This window comes from Paraglaciecola chathamensis S18K6 (genome assembly GCA_000314955.1).
GTDB classification, from domain to species: domain Bacteria; phylum Pseudomonadota; class Gammaproteobacteria; order Enterobacterales; family Alteromonadaceae; genus Paraglaciecola; species Paraglaciecola chathamensis.
In genome coordinates this window covers 23,363-39,612 of record BAEM01000043.1, presented here as the reverse complement: position 1 = coordinate 39,612, position 16,250 = coordinate 23,363, and the positions used below count along the sequence as shown (strand labels likewise).

Sequence of the window (16,250 nt, the reverse complement as noted above, 5' to 3'; positions counted from 1 at the left end):
CTACTCCTACTCTATACCAAACATTAATGCAGTTAGGATAAAGTCCAGACCTAACACTGCTAAAGATGAAAATACCACTGTTTCTGTGGTGGCTTTGCTTATCCCTTCAGATGTCGGGATGGCGTCGTACCCTTTGAATATTGCGATCCAGGTAATGACGAAGGCAAATACAAAGGTTTTTATAATGCCGTTGACGACATCTTCGTTCCAATCAACACTCGATTGCATGATAGACCAATAACTGCCGGCATCGACTCCTAACCAATCAACACCAACAACGTGGCCACCTAATATCCCCACAGCGCTGAAAATTATTGCTAACATTGGCATTGATATGATGCCTGCCCATAGGCGTGGAGCAACTATTCGGCGCAATGGGTCAACGGCCATCATTTCTAAACTGCTAAGTTGTTCTGTGGCTTTCATTAAACCAATTTCTGCAGTCAACGCTGAGCCGGCGCGCCCTGCAAATAGCAGTGCAGTGACCACAGGACCTAGTTCACGTAGTAAAGACAGAGCAACCATGGGTCCTAAACTACCTTCGGCGCCGTAGCCTACCAAGATAGTATAGCCTTGAAGTGCCATCACCATGCCGATGAATAATCCTGATACCACTATGATTAACAGAGACTGAACACCGACCACATATATTTGTTTAATGGTCAAAGGAGTATTTTTTATCAGCTGCGGCTTTGCGATAACCGCGCCAAGTAACATTAAAAATGCGCGCCCAAAAGCACCAACCGTGTCGATCGTGTTTCGCCCTATACTCGCTAGCCACTGCATTTATTTCGCTCCTAGAAAAGTGTGTTCAATATCATCACTCGGGTAATGAAAAGGAACAGGACCGTCCGCTTGGCCCTTCAAAAACTGTTGCACTAAGGGAGAATCACTTTGTTTTATTTGTTCAGGTGTACCACTGCCGATAACTTTCTTTTCAGCTAAGATATAAATGTAATCAGCGATAGTGAGTACCTCAGTCACGTCATGGGTAACCACTACGCTGGTAAGTTGTAGCGCGTCGTTTAGCGCCTTAATTAGCTTAACCAACACACCCATTGAAATGGGATCTTGTCCAGCAAACGGCTCATCATACATGATAAGTTCTGGGTCAAGGGCTATCGCTCTAGCCAATGCTGCTCGGCGCGCCATACCACCTGATAATTCGGCCGGCATTAATTGTGCGGCACCGCGTAATCCTACAGCCTGTAATTTTAACAAGACTAAGGTTTTTATCACTGATTCTGATAACTTGGTGTGTTCGCGTAACGGAAAGGCAATGTTGTCGAACACTGTCATATCAGTAAACAGAGCACCGCTTTGAAACAACATGCTCATTTGACGTCTGACAGTAAACAGACGGTTACGTTTCATGCTTTGAATAGACTCGCCCCTAAAACGTATATCGCCGCTATCGGGTTTCAGCTGACCCCCCATCAAACGCAACATGGTGGTTTTGCCGATACCACTTGGGCCCATAATGGCGGTGGTTTTACCTTTCACTATGCGCAGGGAGATATCATCATAGATAATGCGTCCACTTCGAGAAAAGGTTAAGTTGTCTATTTCTAGCAAATTTTCCATTAAGCCTGTTGTCTTCCTATCAGATGAACCAAATACTAAGCATACGCGGATGCGTTAAATTGGCGGCATTATACGTTTTTTCAAGAGCAAACCTCAAAATCTAAAAGTAACAAGTTATATTCGATTTTTAAGAACATTCGGCGTATTGGCATTTTTGCTATGCCTGATGTGGCTCTTGAACTCAACTAGATGACCGACAAATGAGTTTTTTCGTTCATTTTATTTGTGTAGGGCAAGTTTATTTGTCTCACAATGAATAGGCAAAGGCAGTGCTTTTTGCGACAATTAGATATTGGTATAAAAACAAGTGAGTTTTCGTGATAGTTGAAGCGTTATTATTTTTGGTGTGGTTAGTTGTATTGAGTTGGGGAGCGGACCGATTTGTCTTTGGGTCATCCGCTTTGGCTCGAAATATGGGCATTTCGCCGATGATTATTGGTTTGACCATAGTGGCTATGGGCTCATCTGCGCCGGAAATCATGGTATCCGCAACCGCTTCATTCAGTGGCAACACAGATACGGCCGTTGGTAACGCTATTGGTTCTAACATAGCGAATATCGCACTGGTGCTTGGTTTAACCGCATTGCTCAAACCATTGACTGTTGCCTCTACGACACTAAAGCGCGAAATGCCGGTGATGTTAGCTGTGTCTTTACTCGCGACTTACTTCTTAGCTGATTTGTATTTATCACTCAGTGAAGGTGTCATGCTATTTGTCTTATTCTTCATCACTATTGGCGGCTTAGCGTGGATGTCATTCTATATTGAGAAGGGCGACCCATTAACCCAAGAAACTCACGATGAAGTACCTGATGGCGTGCCAACCAAGAAGGCCGTCATTTGGCTTTTAGTTGGTTTAGTATTATTGCCGCTTAGCGCGCATTTTATGGTTGAATCAGCGGTTGAAATTGCCCATTACTTTGGTTTAAGTGATTTGGTGATTGGTTTGACTATCATTGCAATTGGTACCAGTCTGCCTGAGCTCGCAGCCAGCATAGCGGGTGTGCTTAAAGGTGAAGATGATCTTGCACTGGGTAATATTATTGGTTCGAACATCTTTAATATACTCGCTGTTATGGCCATGCCGGGGTTAATCGCACCAGGCAATATTGACCCGGACGCAGCAGGTCGAGATATATACACCATGCTTGGTTTAAGCTTCTTATTGGTTATTTTTTGTTTTAATTTACGAGGTACAAGGCGGATTAATCGCTTTGAAGCACTGGCGTTTCTAGCCTGCTTTTTGGGGTATCAGTACATTGTTTTCAACCAAGGTTAACGTTCAATGAGTCAGCAAGAATATATTCAATCTGCATTGCGAGTATTAAAGATTGAAGGTCAAGCGATTGAACAACTAGCACAATATATTGATAGTAACTTTATTGCTGCGTGCGAGTTGATGAAAAACTGCAAAGGCAAAGTGGTTGTCTGTGGTATGGGCAAGTCTGGGCACATAGGGCATAAAATATCTGCTACGTTAGCCAGTACTGGGACGCCAGCTTTTTTTATGCACCCAGGTGAAGCCAACCATGGTGACTTGGGTATGCTTACCGAGCAGGATGTATTGCTGGCCATTTCCAACTCTGGTGAAACGTCTGAACTTCTGGCGTTGTTACCCGTGGTGAAACGCCGTGGTATTGCCATTATTGCCTTGTCAAACAACCCGCAAAGCTCGCTTGGTAAACACGCAGATGTGAACCTTTGTATTAAAGTAGAGAAAGAAGCCTGTTCACTAGGTTTAGCCCCGACAGCGAGCACTACAGCGACGCTTGTTATGGGGGACGCGCTCGCTGTTGCATTACTCGACGCACGAGGATTTACCCCAGATGACTTTGCCTTGTCGCACCCCGGCGGAGCGTTAGGACGTAAGTTGTTACTCAAGCTTGACGACATTATGTGCCAAGGCGAATTGATGCCGTTAGTGAGTACTACGCATACTATCAGTCAGGCCTTGCTCGAAATATCTCGTAAGGGGTTGGGCATGGCAGGCATCGTTGGCGAAGACGGGCGTTTATTAGGTATTTTTACAGACGGTGACTTACGCCGAGTTCTCGATGCCAGAGTAGACATTCACAGCGTCAGCATCGAAAGTGTTATGACTGCTAATTGTGTTACTGCATCTCAAGGAACATTGGCCGCAGAAGTATTAAATGTCATGCAAAAACGTAAAATCAGTTCATTGTTTATCGTTGATGATAACCACCAACCTGTTGGTGCGATTAACATGCAAACTTTGTTATCAGCAGGAGTTATCTAATGGGCGACATCAATACTCTTTACGGTGCTAAATCATCTGCGCTGATGGATAAGTTTTCGCGTATTAAGCTTCTGGCTTGTGATGTGGATGGCGTCTTCTCAGATGGCCGTATTTATATGGGCAATGATGGTGAAGAGCTAAAAGCTTTTCATACCAAAGACGGTTTTGGGATAAAAGCCTTATTAAAAATAGGGGTTCATGTTGCTGTCATTACTGGCCGTGAATCAAATATTGTGCACAAGCGCATGTCTGCTCTAGGAGTCGAGCATATTATTCAAGGCTGTGAACAAAAAAATGACGCGCTTTTAGCGCTGCAAAAGCAATTAAAAATAGGCAAAGAAGCCACGGCTTCTATGGGTGATGATATGCCGGACGTTGGTATGTTTAGTTTGAGTCATGTTGCTATTGCCACTTGTGATGCGCATCCGTTTGTGAAAAAACAAGCGCTTTATACCACAACGATTAATGGCGGATTTGGTGCAGTGCGCGAAGTGTGCGATTTGATTCTGCACGCTAAGGGACAGCTCAATAAAGTCAGCGGAAGTAGTGTATGAACCGAGTTACCCTAAGTATAGGCTTATTGTTTATCTTGGTTATTGCCACAAACTTACCTGAGTGGTTGGCGGATGACGATATAATACCGCAAACGGAAACTGAGTCAGCTTGGCAACCCAACTACCAAGCCAGTGAAATGTTGAGTACCTTGTTTGATGATGAAGGGCGCCTGAGCCACCAGGTATTTGCCAGTAAAATGGAGCATTTCGACTTACTTGGATTCACTTTGTTTAAACAACCTCAGTATACGATTTTTGTCGAATCGCAGACAACGCCTTGGCAAGTCTCAGCCAAAGACGGCACTTTGTATGAAGACAATCGGATCCAATTAGAGAATAATGTCGAGATACGCAATCAAGATGAGCAAGGATTTGCTCGCACCATTCGCACGGATTTCATCGAAATAAACTTGATAGAAAAAACCATGGAGTCTGACCAACCTGTAAAAATATTCGGTCAACACTATGTGATTAACAGTAACGGTTTTAAAGCCAACTTAACCACCCAACAATATGAGCTACTTGATCATGTGCAAACCATTTATCAACCTCAGCCTTAGCTTAGTTGCAATAGCAACCTTGTCATTCTCTCCTTTAAGCATGGCGGGCAAAGAAGATTTCACACAGGCCATAAAAGTGGACTCTAAGTTTCAGTTTGGTGATGGCAAAACCAAAAAGTCAATTTTTCGCGAAGACGTGCATATTAATCAAGGTAGCTTGAATGTATACGCAGATGAGGTAGAAGTTGACGCCAGTAAAGGCGAAGGGAATGAAATATTCATCGCCACAGGCAACCCAGCTAAGTATTCACAAGAACAAGAGCAGGGGGGCAGTATTGAAGCGTCGGCCAATCGCATCGAATATCGTAGGGATCAGCGTACGCTAACCCTAGAGGGTGATGCGCAGTTGAAGCAAAATAACAGCAGTGTTAAAGGCGAGTCGATTGTTTTCAACATGGAGCTAGAGCAAATTGTCGCCCAAGGAGAAGGTGAAAACCAAGACAGTGGACGTGTTACGACTATTTTTCAGCCTTCAAAGAAATCGGCAAGCCAACAGAAAAAAACGGATGATAATAAAAACGCCGAGCCTAGCGAACAACTTGAACAAGAAGAGCAACCGTAATGGCGACATTGAAAGCCACACACTTGGCTAAATCTTATAAGTCGCGCCAAGTTGTACGTGATGTTAGCCTAGAGGTATCAACTGGACAAATCGTTGGTTTACTTGGGCCTAATGGCGCAGGCAAAACCACCACTTTTTATATGATTGTCGGCTTGGTACCCTTAGACAAAGGTGAAATTTGTATCGATCAGCAAGATCTTACGTTGCAGCCCATGCACATGCGGGCGCGGTTAGGGATAGGCTATTTACCTCAAGAAGCGTCTATTTTTCGTAAATTGACCGTACACCAAAACTTGATGGCAATCTTACAAACACGTAAAGAGTTAAGTTCAGAACAAAAAGAACAGCAGGCCGACTCACTGCTTGATGAGTTCAATATTAACCATATCCGCAACAGTGCAGGTATGAGTTTGTCAGGCGGGGAAAGGCGTCGCGTTGAAATAGCCCGGGCCCTTGCCGCTGATCCTGAATTTATCCTACTTGATGAGCCTTTTGCTGGGGTTGACCCTATTTCAGTTAACGATATTAAAAAAATTATTCAACATTTACGTGACCGAGGTATTGGTGTTTTGATAACTGACCACAATGTAAGAGAGACACTCGATGTTTGCGAGAAAGCTTATATTGTAAGTCATGGTGAGCTCATAGCTTCTGGCACGGCAGAAGAAGTATTAAGTGATCAACGTGTAAGAGATGTATACCTAGGCGAACAATTCAGGCTATAGTTAAGCTTAGATAGCCGCTTATTTTATCGAGTTAATACTCAGGCGCTTGGTGAGACATTTACAGTCAATCGAATCAACCACAGCATATTTATTAGTTTGCAACGGACAGAATAAAGAAGTAAATGAAACCCTCTTTACAATTAAAATTTAGTCAATCACTTACTATGACGCCACAATTGCAGCAAGCGATACGCTTACTGCAATTGTCTACGTTAGATTTACAACAAGAGATTCAAGAGGCCTTGGATTCGAATCCGCTATTGGAAATTGAAGAGCCGGTAGATCAAGAATCTGGCGATAGCGCATTAAATGATAAATCTCTCGACCCTTCCTCTAAAGATAGTAATGAGATAGTTGACACAAGCAGCGACACATTAGACTCAAGTGAAGCATTTGAGAAAAACGAAATTCCTGAAGATTTACCCACAGACACTACATGGGATGAGTACATTAGTGCTTCTTCGGCGCCTGCCTCGAGCATCTCTAATGGTGCAGGCGGTGATGATGAACAGATTTTCCAAGGTGAAACCACAGACGATATTCAAGAGCATTTGTTATGGCAAATGCGTTTGACCCACTTTAGTGATACCGATGTGGCCATCGCGACCGCCATCATTGACTCAATTGATGAGTCAGGTTATTTGACCATGAGCGTTGAAGATGTGCTGGCCAGCATGGATGATGAAGAAATAGAGCTGGATGAAGTCGAATGCGTGCTTAAACGGATTCAAATGTTCGATCCCGTGGGTTCTGGTTCTCGTTCACCACAAGAGTGCTTATTGGTTCAACTGCGTCAGTTTGCCCCAGATACCCCCTGGCTTGAAGAAGCGAAAACCTTAATTAGTGAATACGCAGATTTATTGAGCAGCAAGGACTATCGTACCTTAATGCGTAAGTCACGTCTCAAGGAAGATGACCTTCGTGAGGTTATGCGCTTACTTAAAACACTCAACCCGCGTCCTGGCAGCGCTTTAATTAAAGGTGAGCCAGAATACGTGATACCTGATGTGTCAGTCAGCAAAAAGAACGGCCGCTGGACGGTTGAGCTTAATCCCGATAGTTTGCCTAAGTTGAACGTGAATCAGCAATATGCTGCCATGAGCCGCAGTGCTAAGAATACTAGCGACAGTCAATTTATTCGTTCTCACATGCAAGAAGCCAAATGGTTTATAAAAAGTGTAGAGAGCCGCAACGATACGTTATTGAAAGTGTCAAATTGCATAGTGCAACAGCAAATGGGCTTTTTTGAACACGGTCCAGAAATGATGAAGCCTATGGTGTTGAATGATGTTGCTGAAATGGTCGATATGCATGAATCCACCATTTCACGTGTTACCACGCAAAAGTATATGCATACCCCAAGAGGGATATTTGAGCTGAAGTATTTCTTCTCTAGCCATGTTGCTACTGAGACAGGCGGAGAATGTTCTTCAACAGCAATACGTGCGTTGATTAAAAAGCTGGTCGCGGCTGAAAAACCCAGTAAGCCGTTAAGTGACAGCAAGATTGCTCAATTGTTGGCTGAGCAAGGCATTATGGTTGCTAGGCGAACAATAGCAAAGTACCGGGAATCTCTGATGATACCCCCGTCGAACCAACGAAAAAGCCTATTGTAGGCTGATTAAAGAAGGAAGAGGCGATATGCAAATTAATATTACTGGTCACCATGTGGATGTAACAGATTCACTAAAAGATTATGTCGATACTAAATTTACCAAGCTAGAACGGCACTTCGATCAGATCAACAATGTTCACGTTATTCTCAATGTAGAGAAGCTCAATCAAAAAGCTGAAGCAACAATACATTTGAATGGTGCAGATGTTTTTGCGACCATGGAACATAATGACATGTATGCTGCGATAGACGGCTTAATCGATAAACTCGATCGGCAAGTTATTAAGCATAAAGAGAAAGCTAAACGCCATTAACCCATCAGGTAAATAATGGAAATATCAAGTATTCTTCACCCTGACTGCGTAGTATGCGCAGTTCAGGGCTCTAGTAAAAAACGTATTCTAGAACTTATCAGCCAAGTGGCCTCACAACACCTAGTTGAGGTAGATCAAGCGACAATTCTAGCGAGCTTAAGTGGTCGCGAAAAAATGGGTTGTACAGGCATTGGTGGTGGTATTGCATTACCCCACGGCCGAATAAAAGGATTAGAGTCTGCCCTTGCTGTTTTAGTCACGTGCCAACCACCGGTTCAATACGATGCGCTGGATAATATGCCAGTGGATATCTTCTTCGCTATTTTAGTCCCAGAAGAAAAAGCGCAAGAGCACTTGGAAACACTGTCTGCTATTGCTAAAAAATTCTGCGACAAAGATATATTAAGTAGACTACGTAGCGCGACTACCGACCAAGAATTATTTCAGGTAATCAGTTGATATGAAGCTTATCATCATAAGTGGCCGCTCCGGTTCAGGGAAGTCCATTGTTTTAAGGTCATTGGAAGATTTAGGCTATTACTGTGTTGATAATATCCCAGTTAACTTATTACCCACATTGACCCATACCGTAGCAGATGAGTACGATCAGGTAGCCGTCAGTATTGACGTGCGTAACTTACCTAAAGATCCGAATGAGTTGGTTGAAATACTCGACTACCTGCCAGCCACATGGGAAATGACCATCCTATACTTAGATGCCAGCGATGACGTACTCATTAAGCGTTTCAGCGAAACACGCCGCTTGCATCCATTATCCAAGCAAAACAAATCTTTGGCTGGGGCTATTCAAGCGGAGAGTCAGTTATTAGCTCCGATAGCAGAACGCGCTGATTTGTACATAGATACGGATCAGTTATCGATTCACCAGTTAGCTGAGTTGGTACGTGAACGCATTTTGGGCAAAAAAAGCTCTCGTCTGGTTTTGGTTTTTGAAAGCTTTGGTTTTAAACACGGTATTCCAAAAGATGCAGATTATGTGTTTGACGCTCGCTTTTTACCCAACCCCCACTGGGAGCCCGATTTGAAACCGCTTACGGGGCTTGATTCACCCGTAGAAATATTTTTAGGCTCACAACCGATAGTGACTAAATTTATTTGGCAAATTCAGAATTTGATTTCGACCTGGCTGCCACATTTAGAGCGCAACAACCGTAGCTATGTAACGATTGCCATAGGTTGTACAGGTGGGCAACACCGTTCTGTGTACGTGGTTGAGATGCTAGCGAAAACCTTCAGTACCTCTCATCCAGATGTGCAAATACGTCATAGAGAGTTAAACCGATGAGTATGCGGTTAGAAAAATCGTTACTCATAGTGAACAAGCTCGGATTGCATGCAAGAGCAGCGACCCAACTAGTGAAGCTTACTAATCAATTTGAAGCCGAAGTGACCATTGTACAAGGTGATAAGAGCGCCTCTGCTAGCAGCGTATTAGGGTTAATGATGCTAGAGAGTGGGCAAGGCAAGGAAATACAAGTGATTTCTGAGGGTAAAGATGCTCAACAAGCCATGGATGCAGTAGAAGAATTGATCGTCGGTAAATTCAACGAAAGCGAATAGCTTAGCTGCTTACCTTAACCTACATTATTTTACTTACTCTCGTCTTCTGCTGCGGGCAAAATTGGCTGTTATTTTGCGTCTTCTGTTTTAATTTCCTTTTTTTGACTTGGTTTAATCAGCTTGTTTTTCATATCGATGACTTTGCCTACACCAGAGCCTAGCTTCATTAAAGTGCCCAGTGTATCTGGATTCATTTGCTGCAATTCACTTGTCCATTTACTGATGGTTTCAAGTAAATCGTGGATTTCTTGCAGGCGCTGCTGTGCGTAGACTTCTTCCGGGCTATCGGGGTTTTCCAAGATAATACCGCGTAGCAAACTTAGGGTAGGGTCCATTTCACGTTTGCGTCTTTCTTCGAAAACCTTATTGGCCATTTCCCAGATAGTACCAGCGCTTTGATAGTACTCTTTACGATCACCAGCAATATGGTGCTGCTTAATCAGCTGCCACGATTGTAATTCCTTTAACCCCATACTGACGTTGCCTCTAGAAACACTTAGGGCCTCTGCAATTTGATTGGCGCTGAGGGGGGCTTCGCTGATGACCAAAAGTGCATACATTTGTCCAACTGTACGATTGAAGCCCCAGCGGCTGCCCATTTCACCAAAGTGCATAACAAAGGACTCGATCATTGGTGTCATTTGCATAGATTTATCTTTTATATAGAAGTTTCAGTAATGATTGAAATCTAAACCTGCACTGTTTGTTTGTCAAATAAACTAAAGGCTAATATCAGCAAATCGCTGGCTTTAGTCTCTTCATTTGACCTTGGCTAAGCGTATATTTTATTGTTATTTCGGTCTAAAAGGAGACGACATACGTATCCTATCAACTGACTAACTATAAAAAGGATATTAATTATGGGAGTTCCCTTGACTCAATTTGGGCCTATCACTTTGTTACTCAAGAGTAAGAATAGGTTGGTTTTTTTATTCGTCGCTTTGTTGCTTACTGGGTGTACGTCTATTCCTTCAGGAATTGAGCCGGTTCAAGATTTCAATTTACAGCGCTATCTTGGCAAGTGGTATGAAGTAGCACGCTATGACCATTCCTTCGAACAGGGCCTCGAACAAGTTACTGCGCAATACAGCTTGCGAAATGATGGCGGGGTAAAAGTCGTTAACAGAGGATTTAATCAGCAAGAGCAGGCATGGGAAGAGGCTGTGGGTAAGGCTTACTTTGTTGATGATGAAAGTACTGGTCACTTGAAGGTGTCTTTCTTTGGACCCTTTTATGCAAGTTATGTGATCTTTTCGTTAGACATTCAAGACTATGATTATGCGATGATCACTGGACCGAATCGAGATTACTTATGGATTTTGGCTCGCCAGCCAAAACTACCGCCTGAGGTAATGCAAAACCTGCTTGAGAAAGCCGGCGATGCGGGCTTTGATACCCAAAAGTTGATATTCGTGGATCACTGAAGATTGACTATTGAGTGAATAATATTTTTTGAAATGTTCTGCGCTTCGATAGGGTCTTTTAACAGTAGCTTTGAGAAGTAACAGGAATCCTATGCTCAGCGACAATCAGGCATTGAAAAGCCATTTAGAAACTATCGAGCAAGCTAGAACGTTTTTGCAACATATATCACTCCATGCATATCAAAAAGTGATGGCTCCTTATGTTGCAAGTAGCGCCGGTGCGCACATGCGTCACGTTATTGATCACTACTTAGCGCTTAAACAGGGGGCAAAAGAGGGGGTGGTTGATTATAACCAGCGTCACAGAGACTCGGATGCTGCTCACTCAACGACATCTGCTTTACAAGCATGGGATGATATCGAAAGTTGGTTAGTGAGTGTCTATCAAAACGACATGCATACTAGGTTAACCGTACTAAGTGAAACCTCCGTAAAAGAGTTGTATGTGGATGAAGTCAGCTCAACATTAGGCCGCGAATTGTTATTCGTGTCTAGTCATGCCATTCATCATTTTTCCTTGTTAGCGATTATCGTCTCTTTGCAAGGGCAAACAACACCATCATTGTTTGGCGTTGCGCCTTCAACTGCTACGTATCAGCGAACTCACGCCTAAAATAGAAATTTGGTATTTTTAAATTTTTGTGGATAATAATGCCAAATTTCGCTTGGTTATCTACGGATCGTATATTGTTTCGTGAGGCAAGCATGATTCTTAGCTAACAAAGGACACCTCATGAGTAGTTTACCCAATTGTACGGCGTGTAATTCAGAATACACCTATGAAGATGGCAATATGTTTGTTTGCCCAGAGTGTGGCCACGAATGGGCGCAAGGTGATGTTGCATCAGAAGATGACACCCCTGTCAGTAAAGATTCAAACGGCAACACGCTCAACGACGGTGATACAATTACCGTTATCAAAGATTTAAAAGTCAAAGGCTCTTCACTGGTGGTAAAAGTTGGCACTAAAGTCAAAAACATACGTCTGGTTGATGGCGATCATGACATTGATTGTAAAATTGATGGGGTAGGGGCTATGAAACTCAAATCGGAGTTTGTGAAAAAGGTGTAAGCGCTTTTTTTCGTTTACTGATATCGCCCTCGATTCTTTGATAATACACAGAACTCCTTCCTAAGCATCAATATCACTAACGCTAACAACTATAATGGCTCTGTATATAATTTTTCAGAGCCATTATTGAATGTTAAATCTACTTCTCTTTATAATTTTTGTATGTTTCCCATCCATCACCTAAATATAATTTACCTAGCTTTTCTGGGGCGTTGGCAAGCTCAACACTGAGCAGCAAGCCTGGAGTGTAATTAAAATTACTGTCGATGCCTAAGCAATGAAATGTAGCCCCTAGCTTTTGATAATGTTTGAGCAGGATAGGGATATCTTTACCATCCTTTTCTATTCCTGCGAGTAAACTCGTTAGATGGTTCGCTAATGGGTACTGCCGAGCAAAATCAGCTATTTCCGCCGACACCGGAAAGCCGAGTTGAGTACGCGCGGTTGCATTAGGTGTAGGGGTAACTAAGGCGTGTTCAATCAGGCTAACACTGCGGGGGTCATAAAGTTTGCTCAGAGAAACAGTACCATACAGGGTGCGATATTGAGGAAATTGACAAACAAAACGACCAATCCCGCGCCACAGCAGTAACAGTCCTTGAAAGCTATTTTGGTATTCTGGAATTAAAAATGATCGTCCCATTTCTAAACAGGGCTCTTTTCGGTTAATGAAGTCAGACGAAAAGTTAAACATAGCGCTTAAGTAAAAAGGATCTGTTTTCCCACTAGCGCCTGATAACAATCTATCCGATTGACCCATACGATAGGCGCCAATAATGCGTCCTGCATCACGTTCAACGATGAATAAATGGGTGTAAGTCTGGTCAAAATCATCTGTGTCTAGTGAATTACCGCTACCCTCATCATGTTCTCGAAAGACTGACTCACGCAGTCGTGCGATTTCTTTTACGGTTTGCGGTATTTGTTCTTGATAGGCGTAATACACATCTAAATTGCGGTAGCTTAATAGTGTTTGATTTTCAGCTAACTTCTCAAGTTCGGATTTGATTACGCTGCCAGAAACTTGATCAATTAGGCGCTTGAGTTTTACCACATTCGACTCGGGCCACGTATGTCGCCAAGCGGGATCTTGAGCGTAACTTTGAATTCGTTGCAGGGCGGTTTGTTCTATATCACTACTATCTGCACGAAATGCGTTGGCCGGAATACATGAGCCTGCACTAATTTCGATACTCGAATTGCGTTTGTTGAGCAACTCTCTTGGAAGCATCAACATACGTAAACGATAATAGATCCGGCCTAGGCGGTAAAACAAAGGGCTATTTTGACCGCTAACAAAAACGGGTAAGTAATGCGCATGGGACCGAGTTACCAAATTCGCAACAATACGATTCCATTGATGTTCACTAATGCGCTTTTTATCGGCCTGATAATAAGACACGCGCCCCGCTGGAAATATCAGTAACGCACCACCTTGTTTCACATGACGCAAGCTTGCTCTTAGGGATGGTCCGTTCTTTGGATCGCGTTCAGACAGGGGGTTTGTAAAAATAAAATAGTCTCTTAGTTCGCTAAAAAGTTGCAAGCCTTGATTCGCGAGTACTTTTAAATCCGCTCTGATTTGCCCAATAACATAGGCTAATATTACGCCCTCTATTCCGCCAAAAGGGTGATTACTGGCAATAACCAGCGCCCCTTTTTGCGGCACTTTTTGTTGAAGCGATTGGGCGCCTTCGATGGTGACATTCAGTGCTTCGAGTAAGGCCAATGCGAATTCTTCTTTACTCTTTCCAGTTAACTGATGCTCGCGATACAAATGATCTAAACGATGAATGGCGAGTAATCTGTCAATCAGCCCCATGACCCCGGCTAAAACGGCATTATGTTTTTCTAGGGGCACAAGTTTAAGTAAGGAAATGGCTGTTGTCATGGGCGGTCCAAGCTCTATGGCTAATCGTTTCTGCACATTATTTATGCGTTAATTTTATTAATAGACCGAGAACCCAAGTTTTTCTATTCAGTCAATTAAGGTGTATTTTGGCTATTATATCTAAGTGCGATTTGCGGCATACTATGGCTGAACAATGTCCTAATACAATATGACTTAAGGCTAAAACATGCAGCAAATCACCTTGACCCAGCCAGACGATTGGCATTTACACTTCCGCGACAATGATATGTTGCTTGAAACCGTGCCAGCCACCGCCAGGACATTTAAACGCGCCATTGTTATGCCTAATTTGGTGCCGCCTGTTGTTAATGCAGAGTTGGCTAGCGCCTATCGCGAGCGGATATTAGCGGCGCGACCACAAGGCAGTGATTTCGAACCTTTAATGACACTTTTTTTAACCAATAATACGACGGTTGAAGATATTCGAGCGGCAAAAAAAGCGGGAGTCGTTGCGGCTAAATTGTACCCAGCTGGGGCTACAACGAATTCAGATGCTGCAGTGAAAGGGATTGAGGCGTTATTCCCCGTTTTCGCAGAAATGGCTGAGCAGGGGTTGTTGCTGCTCATTCATGGTGAAGTTACCGAAAGTCACGTGGATATTTTTGACCGTGAAAAGTTATTTATTGAGAAGTTTTTAGTGAAAATTGTGGACCAGTTTCCGCAATTAAAAGTGGTCTTTGAACACATCACCACGAGCGACGCGGTGGACTTTGTCAATACCAGTTCTCAGAATGTCGCTGCTACGATTACGCCTCAACACCTTTTATTAAACCGTAATGATTTATTGGTAGGCGGTGTACGACCACATAATTTTTGTTTACCCGTATTGAAGCGCAGCACACATCAGCAAGCCTTGCGCAAAGCTGTTGCGACCGGCTCTAGTAAGTTCTTTTTAGGGACAGATTCTGCTCCACATGAAAAGCAAGCCAAAGAGTCTGCTTGCGGCTGCGCCGGTTGTTATAGCGCATGGAGCGCATTAGAGCTGTATGCACAGGTGTTCGAGGAGTTAGACGCTTTAGATAAACTTGAAGGGTTTGCCAGTCATCATGGGGCGGATTTTTATGGTTTGCCACGCAATACAAAAAAAATCACCTTAGTCAAAGACGCATGGCAAGTACCGGAGTCGATTACCTTGCCTAACGGCGAGCTGATAGTACCTTTCTTTGCAGGGCAAACTGTACAGTGGGCGCTTAAGTAAACATGGCTTTTAAGCAGGCGCTTGGGCTATTTTTATTCGGGTTAGTATTCAGCTTGATGCTAAATACCCGAGCGCTTGCGCAAGTGAACACAGCCGAGCCAGATTTCTGGGTACTTACCTCCCTTGAGCCCCCTTTTAGTTTGCGTAATGAAAGAGGGCAGCTTGAAGGGTACTTAATTGAGGTGGTGCAGGGGATATTAGCAGAAGCTGATATTCAACAAGAGATCCTAGCGGCGCCTTGGGAGCGCTTAATCCAAGAATCTAAAAACAAACCAAATGTGTTGGTTTTTCCTCTGGCTCGTACACCCGAGCGTGAAGAGGATTTTCATTGGGTGTTACCCCTTACCTCCAATGTATACGGTGTGCTGGGTAACCCTTCAAGTGATAAGCCCATTGCTACATTATCTGATGTTAACAATGTCACACCCATAGGTGTGCTTGAAAGTGACTTTCGGCATAAAGTGTTGATAGCAGAAAGTATTCGAGATGTGGCGCCATATGATGATTATGATTCTGCTGTATCTCACCTACTAGCAGGTAAGTTGCGTTCGTTGTTTTTTTCCGATGCGGGTCTGCGTTATTTTTGCTTTAAGCAAGACGCAGATTGCTCGCGTTTCGAGTTGCTATATCAATACGATGTCCTCACTAGTTATATCGCTATGTCTAAAAACAGCGATACTCGACACATTGATAAATTGAACGCAGCCGCTGAGCGGTTCCTAAACAGTGCTGAGTTTCATCGAATTCAGCAAAACTGGCTAACTAGGTTACAGGAGCAAGGACCTTTTAAGTTACATATTGAAAACGGTGTTTTGAACCTGTGGTAGCGGTTTTTTTGTTTCTTTCTTACATACTCAGTATGTGAAAATTTCCACGTATATCTGCAATTGA

General features: G+C 43.3%; 20 protein-coding genes. 16 read left to right on the top strand and 4 right to left on the bottom strand.

Going from position 1 to position 16,250, the window contains the following annotated elements; all coding sequences use genetic code 11:
* Positions 1 to 6: 6 nt before the first annotated feature.
* Together mlaE and GCHA_RS16320 are read right to left on the bottom strand one after the other, a co-directional pair.
* Positions 7 to 786 (bottom strand): lipid asymmetry maintenance ABC transporter permease subunit MlaE, encoded by a 780-nt coding sequence (mlaE, locus tag GCHA_RS16325; RefSeq protein WP_007990192.1) that lies wholly within the window; start codon positions 784 to 786, stop codon positions 7 to 9.
* The gene (locus GCHA_RS16320) at positions 787 to 1,584 is read right to left on the bottom strand and encodes an ATP-binding cassette domain-containing protein (protein WP_007990191.1); all 798 of its coding nucleotides are present in this window, start codon (positions 1,582 to 1,584) and stop codon (positions 787 to 789) included.
* Between the two features lie 317 nt (positions 1,585 to 1,901).
* On the opposite strand from GCHA_RS16320, the gene GCHA_RS16315 reads away from it, so the two are divergent.
* The 11 genes from GCHA_RS16315 to GCHA_RS16265 all read left to right on the top strand — a co-directional run bounded on the left by GCHA_RS16315 (position 1,902) and on the right by GCHA_RS16265 (position 9,753).
* Entirely contained in the window at positions 1,902 to 2,864 is a 963-nt protein-coding gene (locus GCHA_RS16315) for a calcium/sodium antiporter (protein ID WP_007990190.1), read from the top strand.
* Positions 2,865 to 2,870: 6 nt separating this feature from the next.
* On the top strand, positions 2,871 to 3,842 hold the full coding sequence (locus GCHA_RS16310) for a KpsF/GutQ family sugar-phosphate isomerase (protein ID WP_007990189.1): 972 nt from the start codon (positions 2,871 to 2,873) through the stop codon (positions 3,840 to 3,842).
* A complete protein-coding gene (gene kdsC / locus GCHA_RS16305; protein WP_007990188.1) occupies positions 3,842 to 4,396 on the top strand; it encodes a 3-deoxy-manno-octulosonate-8-phosphatase KdsC in 555 nt (184 codons plus the stop codon). The genes GCHA_RS16310 and kdsC overlap by 1 nt, the downstream gene beginning before the upstream one ends.
* Positions 4,393 to 4,956 carry an LPS export ABC transporter periplasmic protein LptC gene (lptC, locus tag GCHA_RS16300; RefSeq protein ID WP_007990187.1) on the top strand — a complete coding sequence of 188 codons (564 nt, stop codon included), beginning with the start codon at positions 4,393 to 4,395 and terminating at the stop codon, positions 4,954 to 4,956. The genes kdsC and lptC overlap by 4 nt, the downstream gene beginning before the upstream one ends.
* Before the next feature lie 40 nt (positions 4,957 to 4,996).
* The gene (lptA, locus tag GCHA_RS16295; protein WP_007990186.1) at positions 4,997 to 5,518 is read left to right on the top strand and encodes a lipopolysaccharide transport periplasmic protein LptA; all 522 of its coding nucleotides are present in this window, start codon (positions 4,997 to 4,999) and stop codon (positions 5,516 to 5,518) included.
* Entirely contained in the window at positions 5,518 to 6,243 is a 726-nt protein-coding gene (lptB, locus tag GCHA_RS16290) for an LPS export ABC transporter ATP-binding protein (protein WP_007990185.1), read from the top strand. Before lptA ends, lptB begins: the two co-directional genes overlap by 1 nt.
* 122 nt (positions 6,244 to 6,365) lie before the next feature.
* Complete coding sequence (locus GCHA_RS16285) at positions 6,366 to 7,859, top strand: RNA polymerase factor sigma-54 (RefSeq protein WP_007990182.1); 1,494 nt, start codon at positions 6,366 to 6,368, stop codon at positions 7,857 to 7,859.
* A gap of 25 nt (positions 7,860 to 7,884) precedes the next feature.
* Positions 7,885 to 8,172, top strand: a complete 288-nt coding sequence (gene hpf / locus GCHA_RS16280) for a ribosome hibernation promoting factor (protein WP_006992775.1) — start codon at positions 7,885 to 7,887, stop codon at positions 8,170 to 8,172.
* A gap of 15 nt (positions 8,173 to 8,187) precedes the next feature.
* On the top strand, positions 8,188 to 8,631 hold the full coding sequence (gene ptsN, locus GCHA_RS16275) for a PTS IIA-like nitrogen regulatory protein PtsN (protein WP_007990178.1): 444 nt from the start codon (positions 8,188 to 8,190) through the stop codon (positions 8,629 to 8,631).
* A gap of 1 nt (position 8,632) precedes the next feature.
* Positions 8,633 to 9,478, top strand: a complete 846-nt coding sequence (rapZ, locus tag GCHA_RS16270) for an RNase adapter RapZ (RefSeq protein WP_007990176.1) — start codon at positions 8,633 to 8,635, stop codon at positions 9,476 to 9,478.
* Positions 9,475 to 9,753 (top strand): HPr family phosphocarrier protein, encoded by a 279-nt coding sequence (locus GCHA_RS16265; RefSeq protein WP_007990175.1) that lies wholly within the window; start codon positions 9,475 to 9,477, stop codon positions 9,751 to 9,753. The genes rapZ and GCHA_RS16265 overlap by 4 nt, the downstream gene beginning before the upstream one ends.
* Positions 9,754 to 9,821: 68 nt before the next feature.
* Here GCHA_RS16265 and GCHA_RS16260 read toward each other — a convergent pair whose 3' ends face one another.
* Positions 9,822 to 10,400, bottom strand: a complete 579-nt coding sequence (locus GCHA_RS16260; protein WP_007990173.1) for a GbsR/MarR family transcriptional regulator — start codon at positions 10,398 to 10,400, stop codon at positions 9,822 to 9,824.
* A gap of 213 nt (positions 10,401 to 10,613) precedes the next feature.
* On the opposite strand from GCHA_RS16260, the gene GCHA_RS16255 reads away from it, so the two are divergent.
* The 3 genes from GCHA_RS16255 (at position 10,614) to GCHA_RS16245 (ending at position 12,249) form a co-directional block, all read left to right on the top strand.
* Positions 10,614 to 11,177 (top strand): lipocalin family protein, encoded by a 564-nt coding sequence (locus tag GCHA_RS16255; protein WP_007990171.1) that lies wholly within the window; start codon positions 10,614 to 10,616, stop codon positions 11,175 to 11,177.
* 91 nt (positions 11,178 to 11,268) lie between these two features.
* The gene (locus tag GCHA_RS16250; RefSeq protein ID WP_007990168.1) at positions 11,269 to 11,790 is read left to right on the top strand and encodes a hypothetical protein; all 522 of its coding nucleotides are present in this window, start codon (positions 11,269 to 11,271) and stop codon (positions 11,788 to 11,790) included.
* 120 nt (positions 11,791 to 11,910) lie between these two features.
* The gene (locus tag GCHA_RS16245; RefSeq protein ID WP_007990166.1) at positions 11,911 to 12,249 is read left to right on the top strand and encodes a zinc ribbon domain-containing protein YjdM; all 339 of its coding nucleotides are present in this window, start codon (positions 11,911 to 11,913) and stop codon (positions 12,247 to 12,249) included.
* A gap of 139 nt (positions 12,250 to 12,388) precedes the next feature.
* Here GCHA_RS16245 and GCHA_RS16240 read toward each other — a convergent pair whose 3' ends face one another.
* Entirely contained in the window at positions 12,389 to 14,140 is a 1,752-nt protein-coding gene (locus GCHA_RS16240) for a bifunctional lysophospholipid acyltransferase family protein/GNAT family N-acetyltransferase (protein WP_007990165.1), read from the bottom strand.
* Positions 14,141 to 14,327: 187 nt separating this feature from the next.
* On the opposite strand from GCHA_RS16240, the gene pyrC reads away from it, so the two are divergent.
* Positions 14,328 to 15,359 (top strand): dihydroorotase, encoded by a 1,032-nt coding sequence (gene pyrC, locus GCHA_RS16235; protein ID WP_007990163.1) that lies wholly within the window; start codon positions 14,328 to 14,330, stop codon positions 15,357 to 15,359.
* Positions 15,360 to 15,361: 2 nt separating this feature from the next.
* Positions 15,362 to 16,186, top strand: coding sequence for a substrate-binding periplasmic protein (locus GCHA_RS16230; RefSeq protein WP_007990161.1), 825 nt, complete (start codon positions 15,362 to 15,364; stop codon positions 16,184 to 16,186).
* Positions 16,187 to 16,250: the final 64 nt, after the last annotated feature.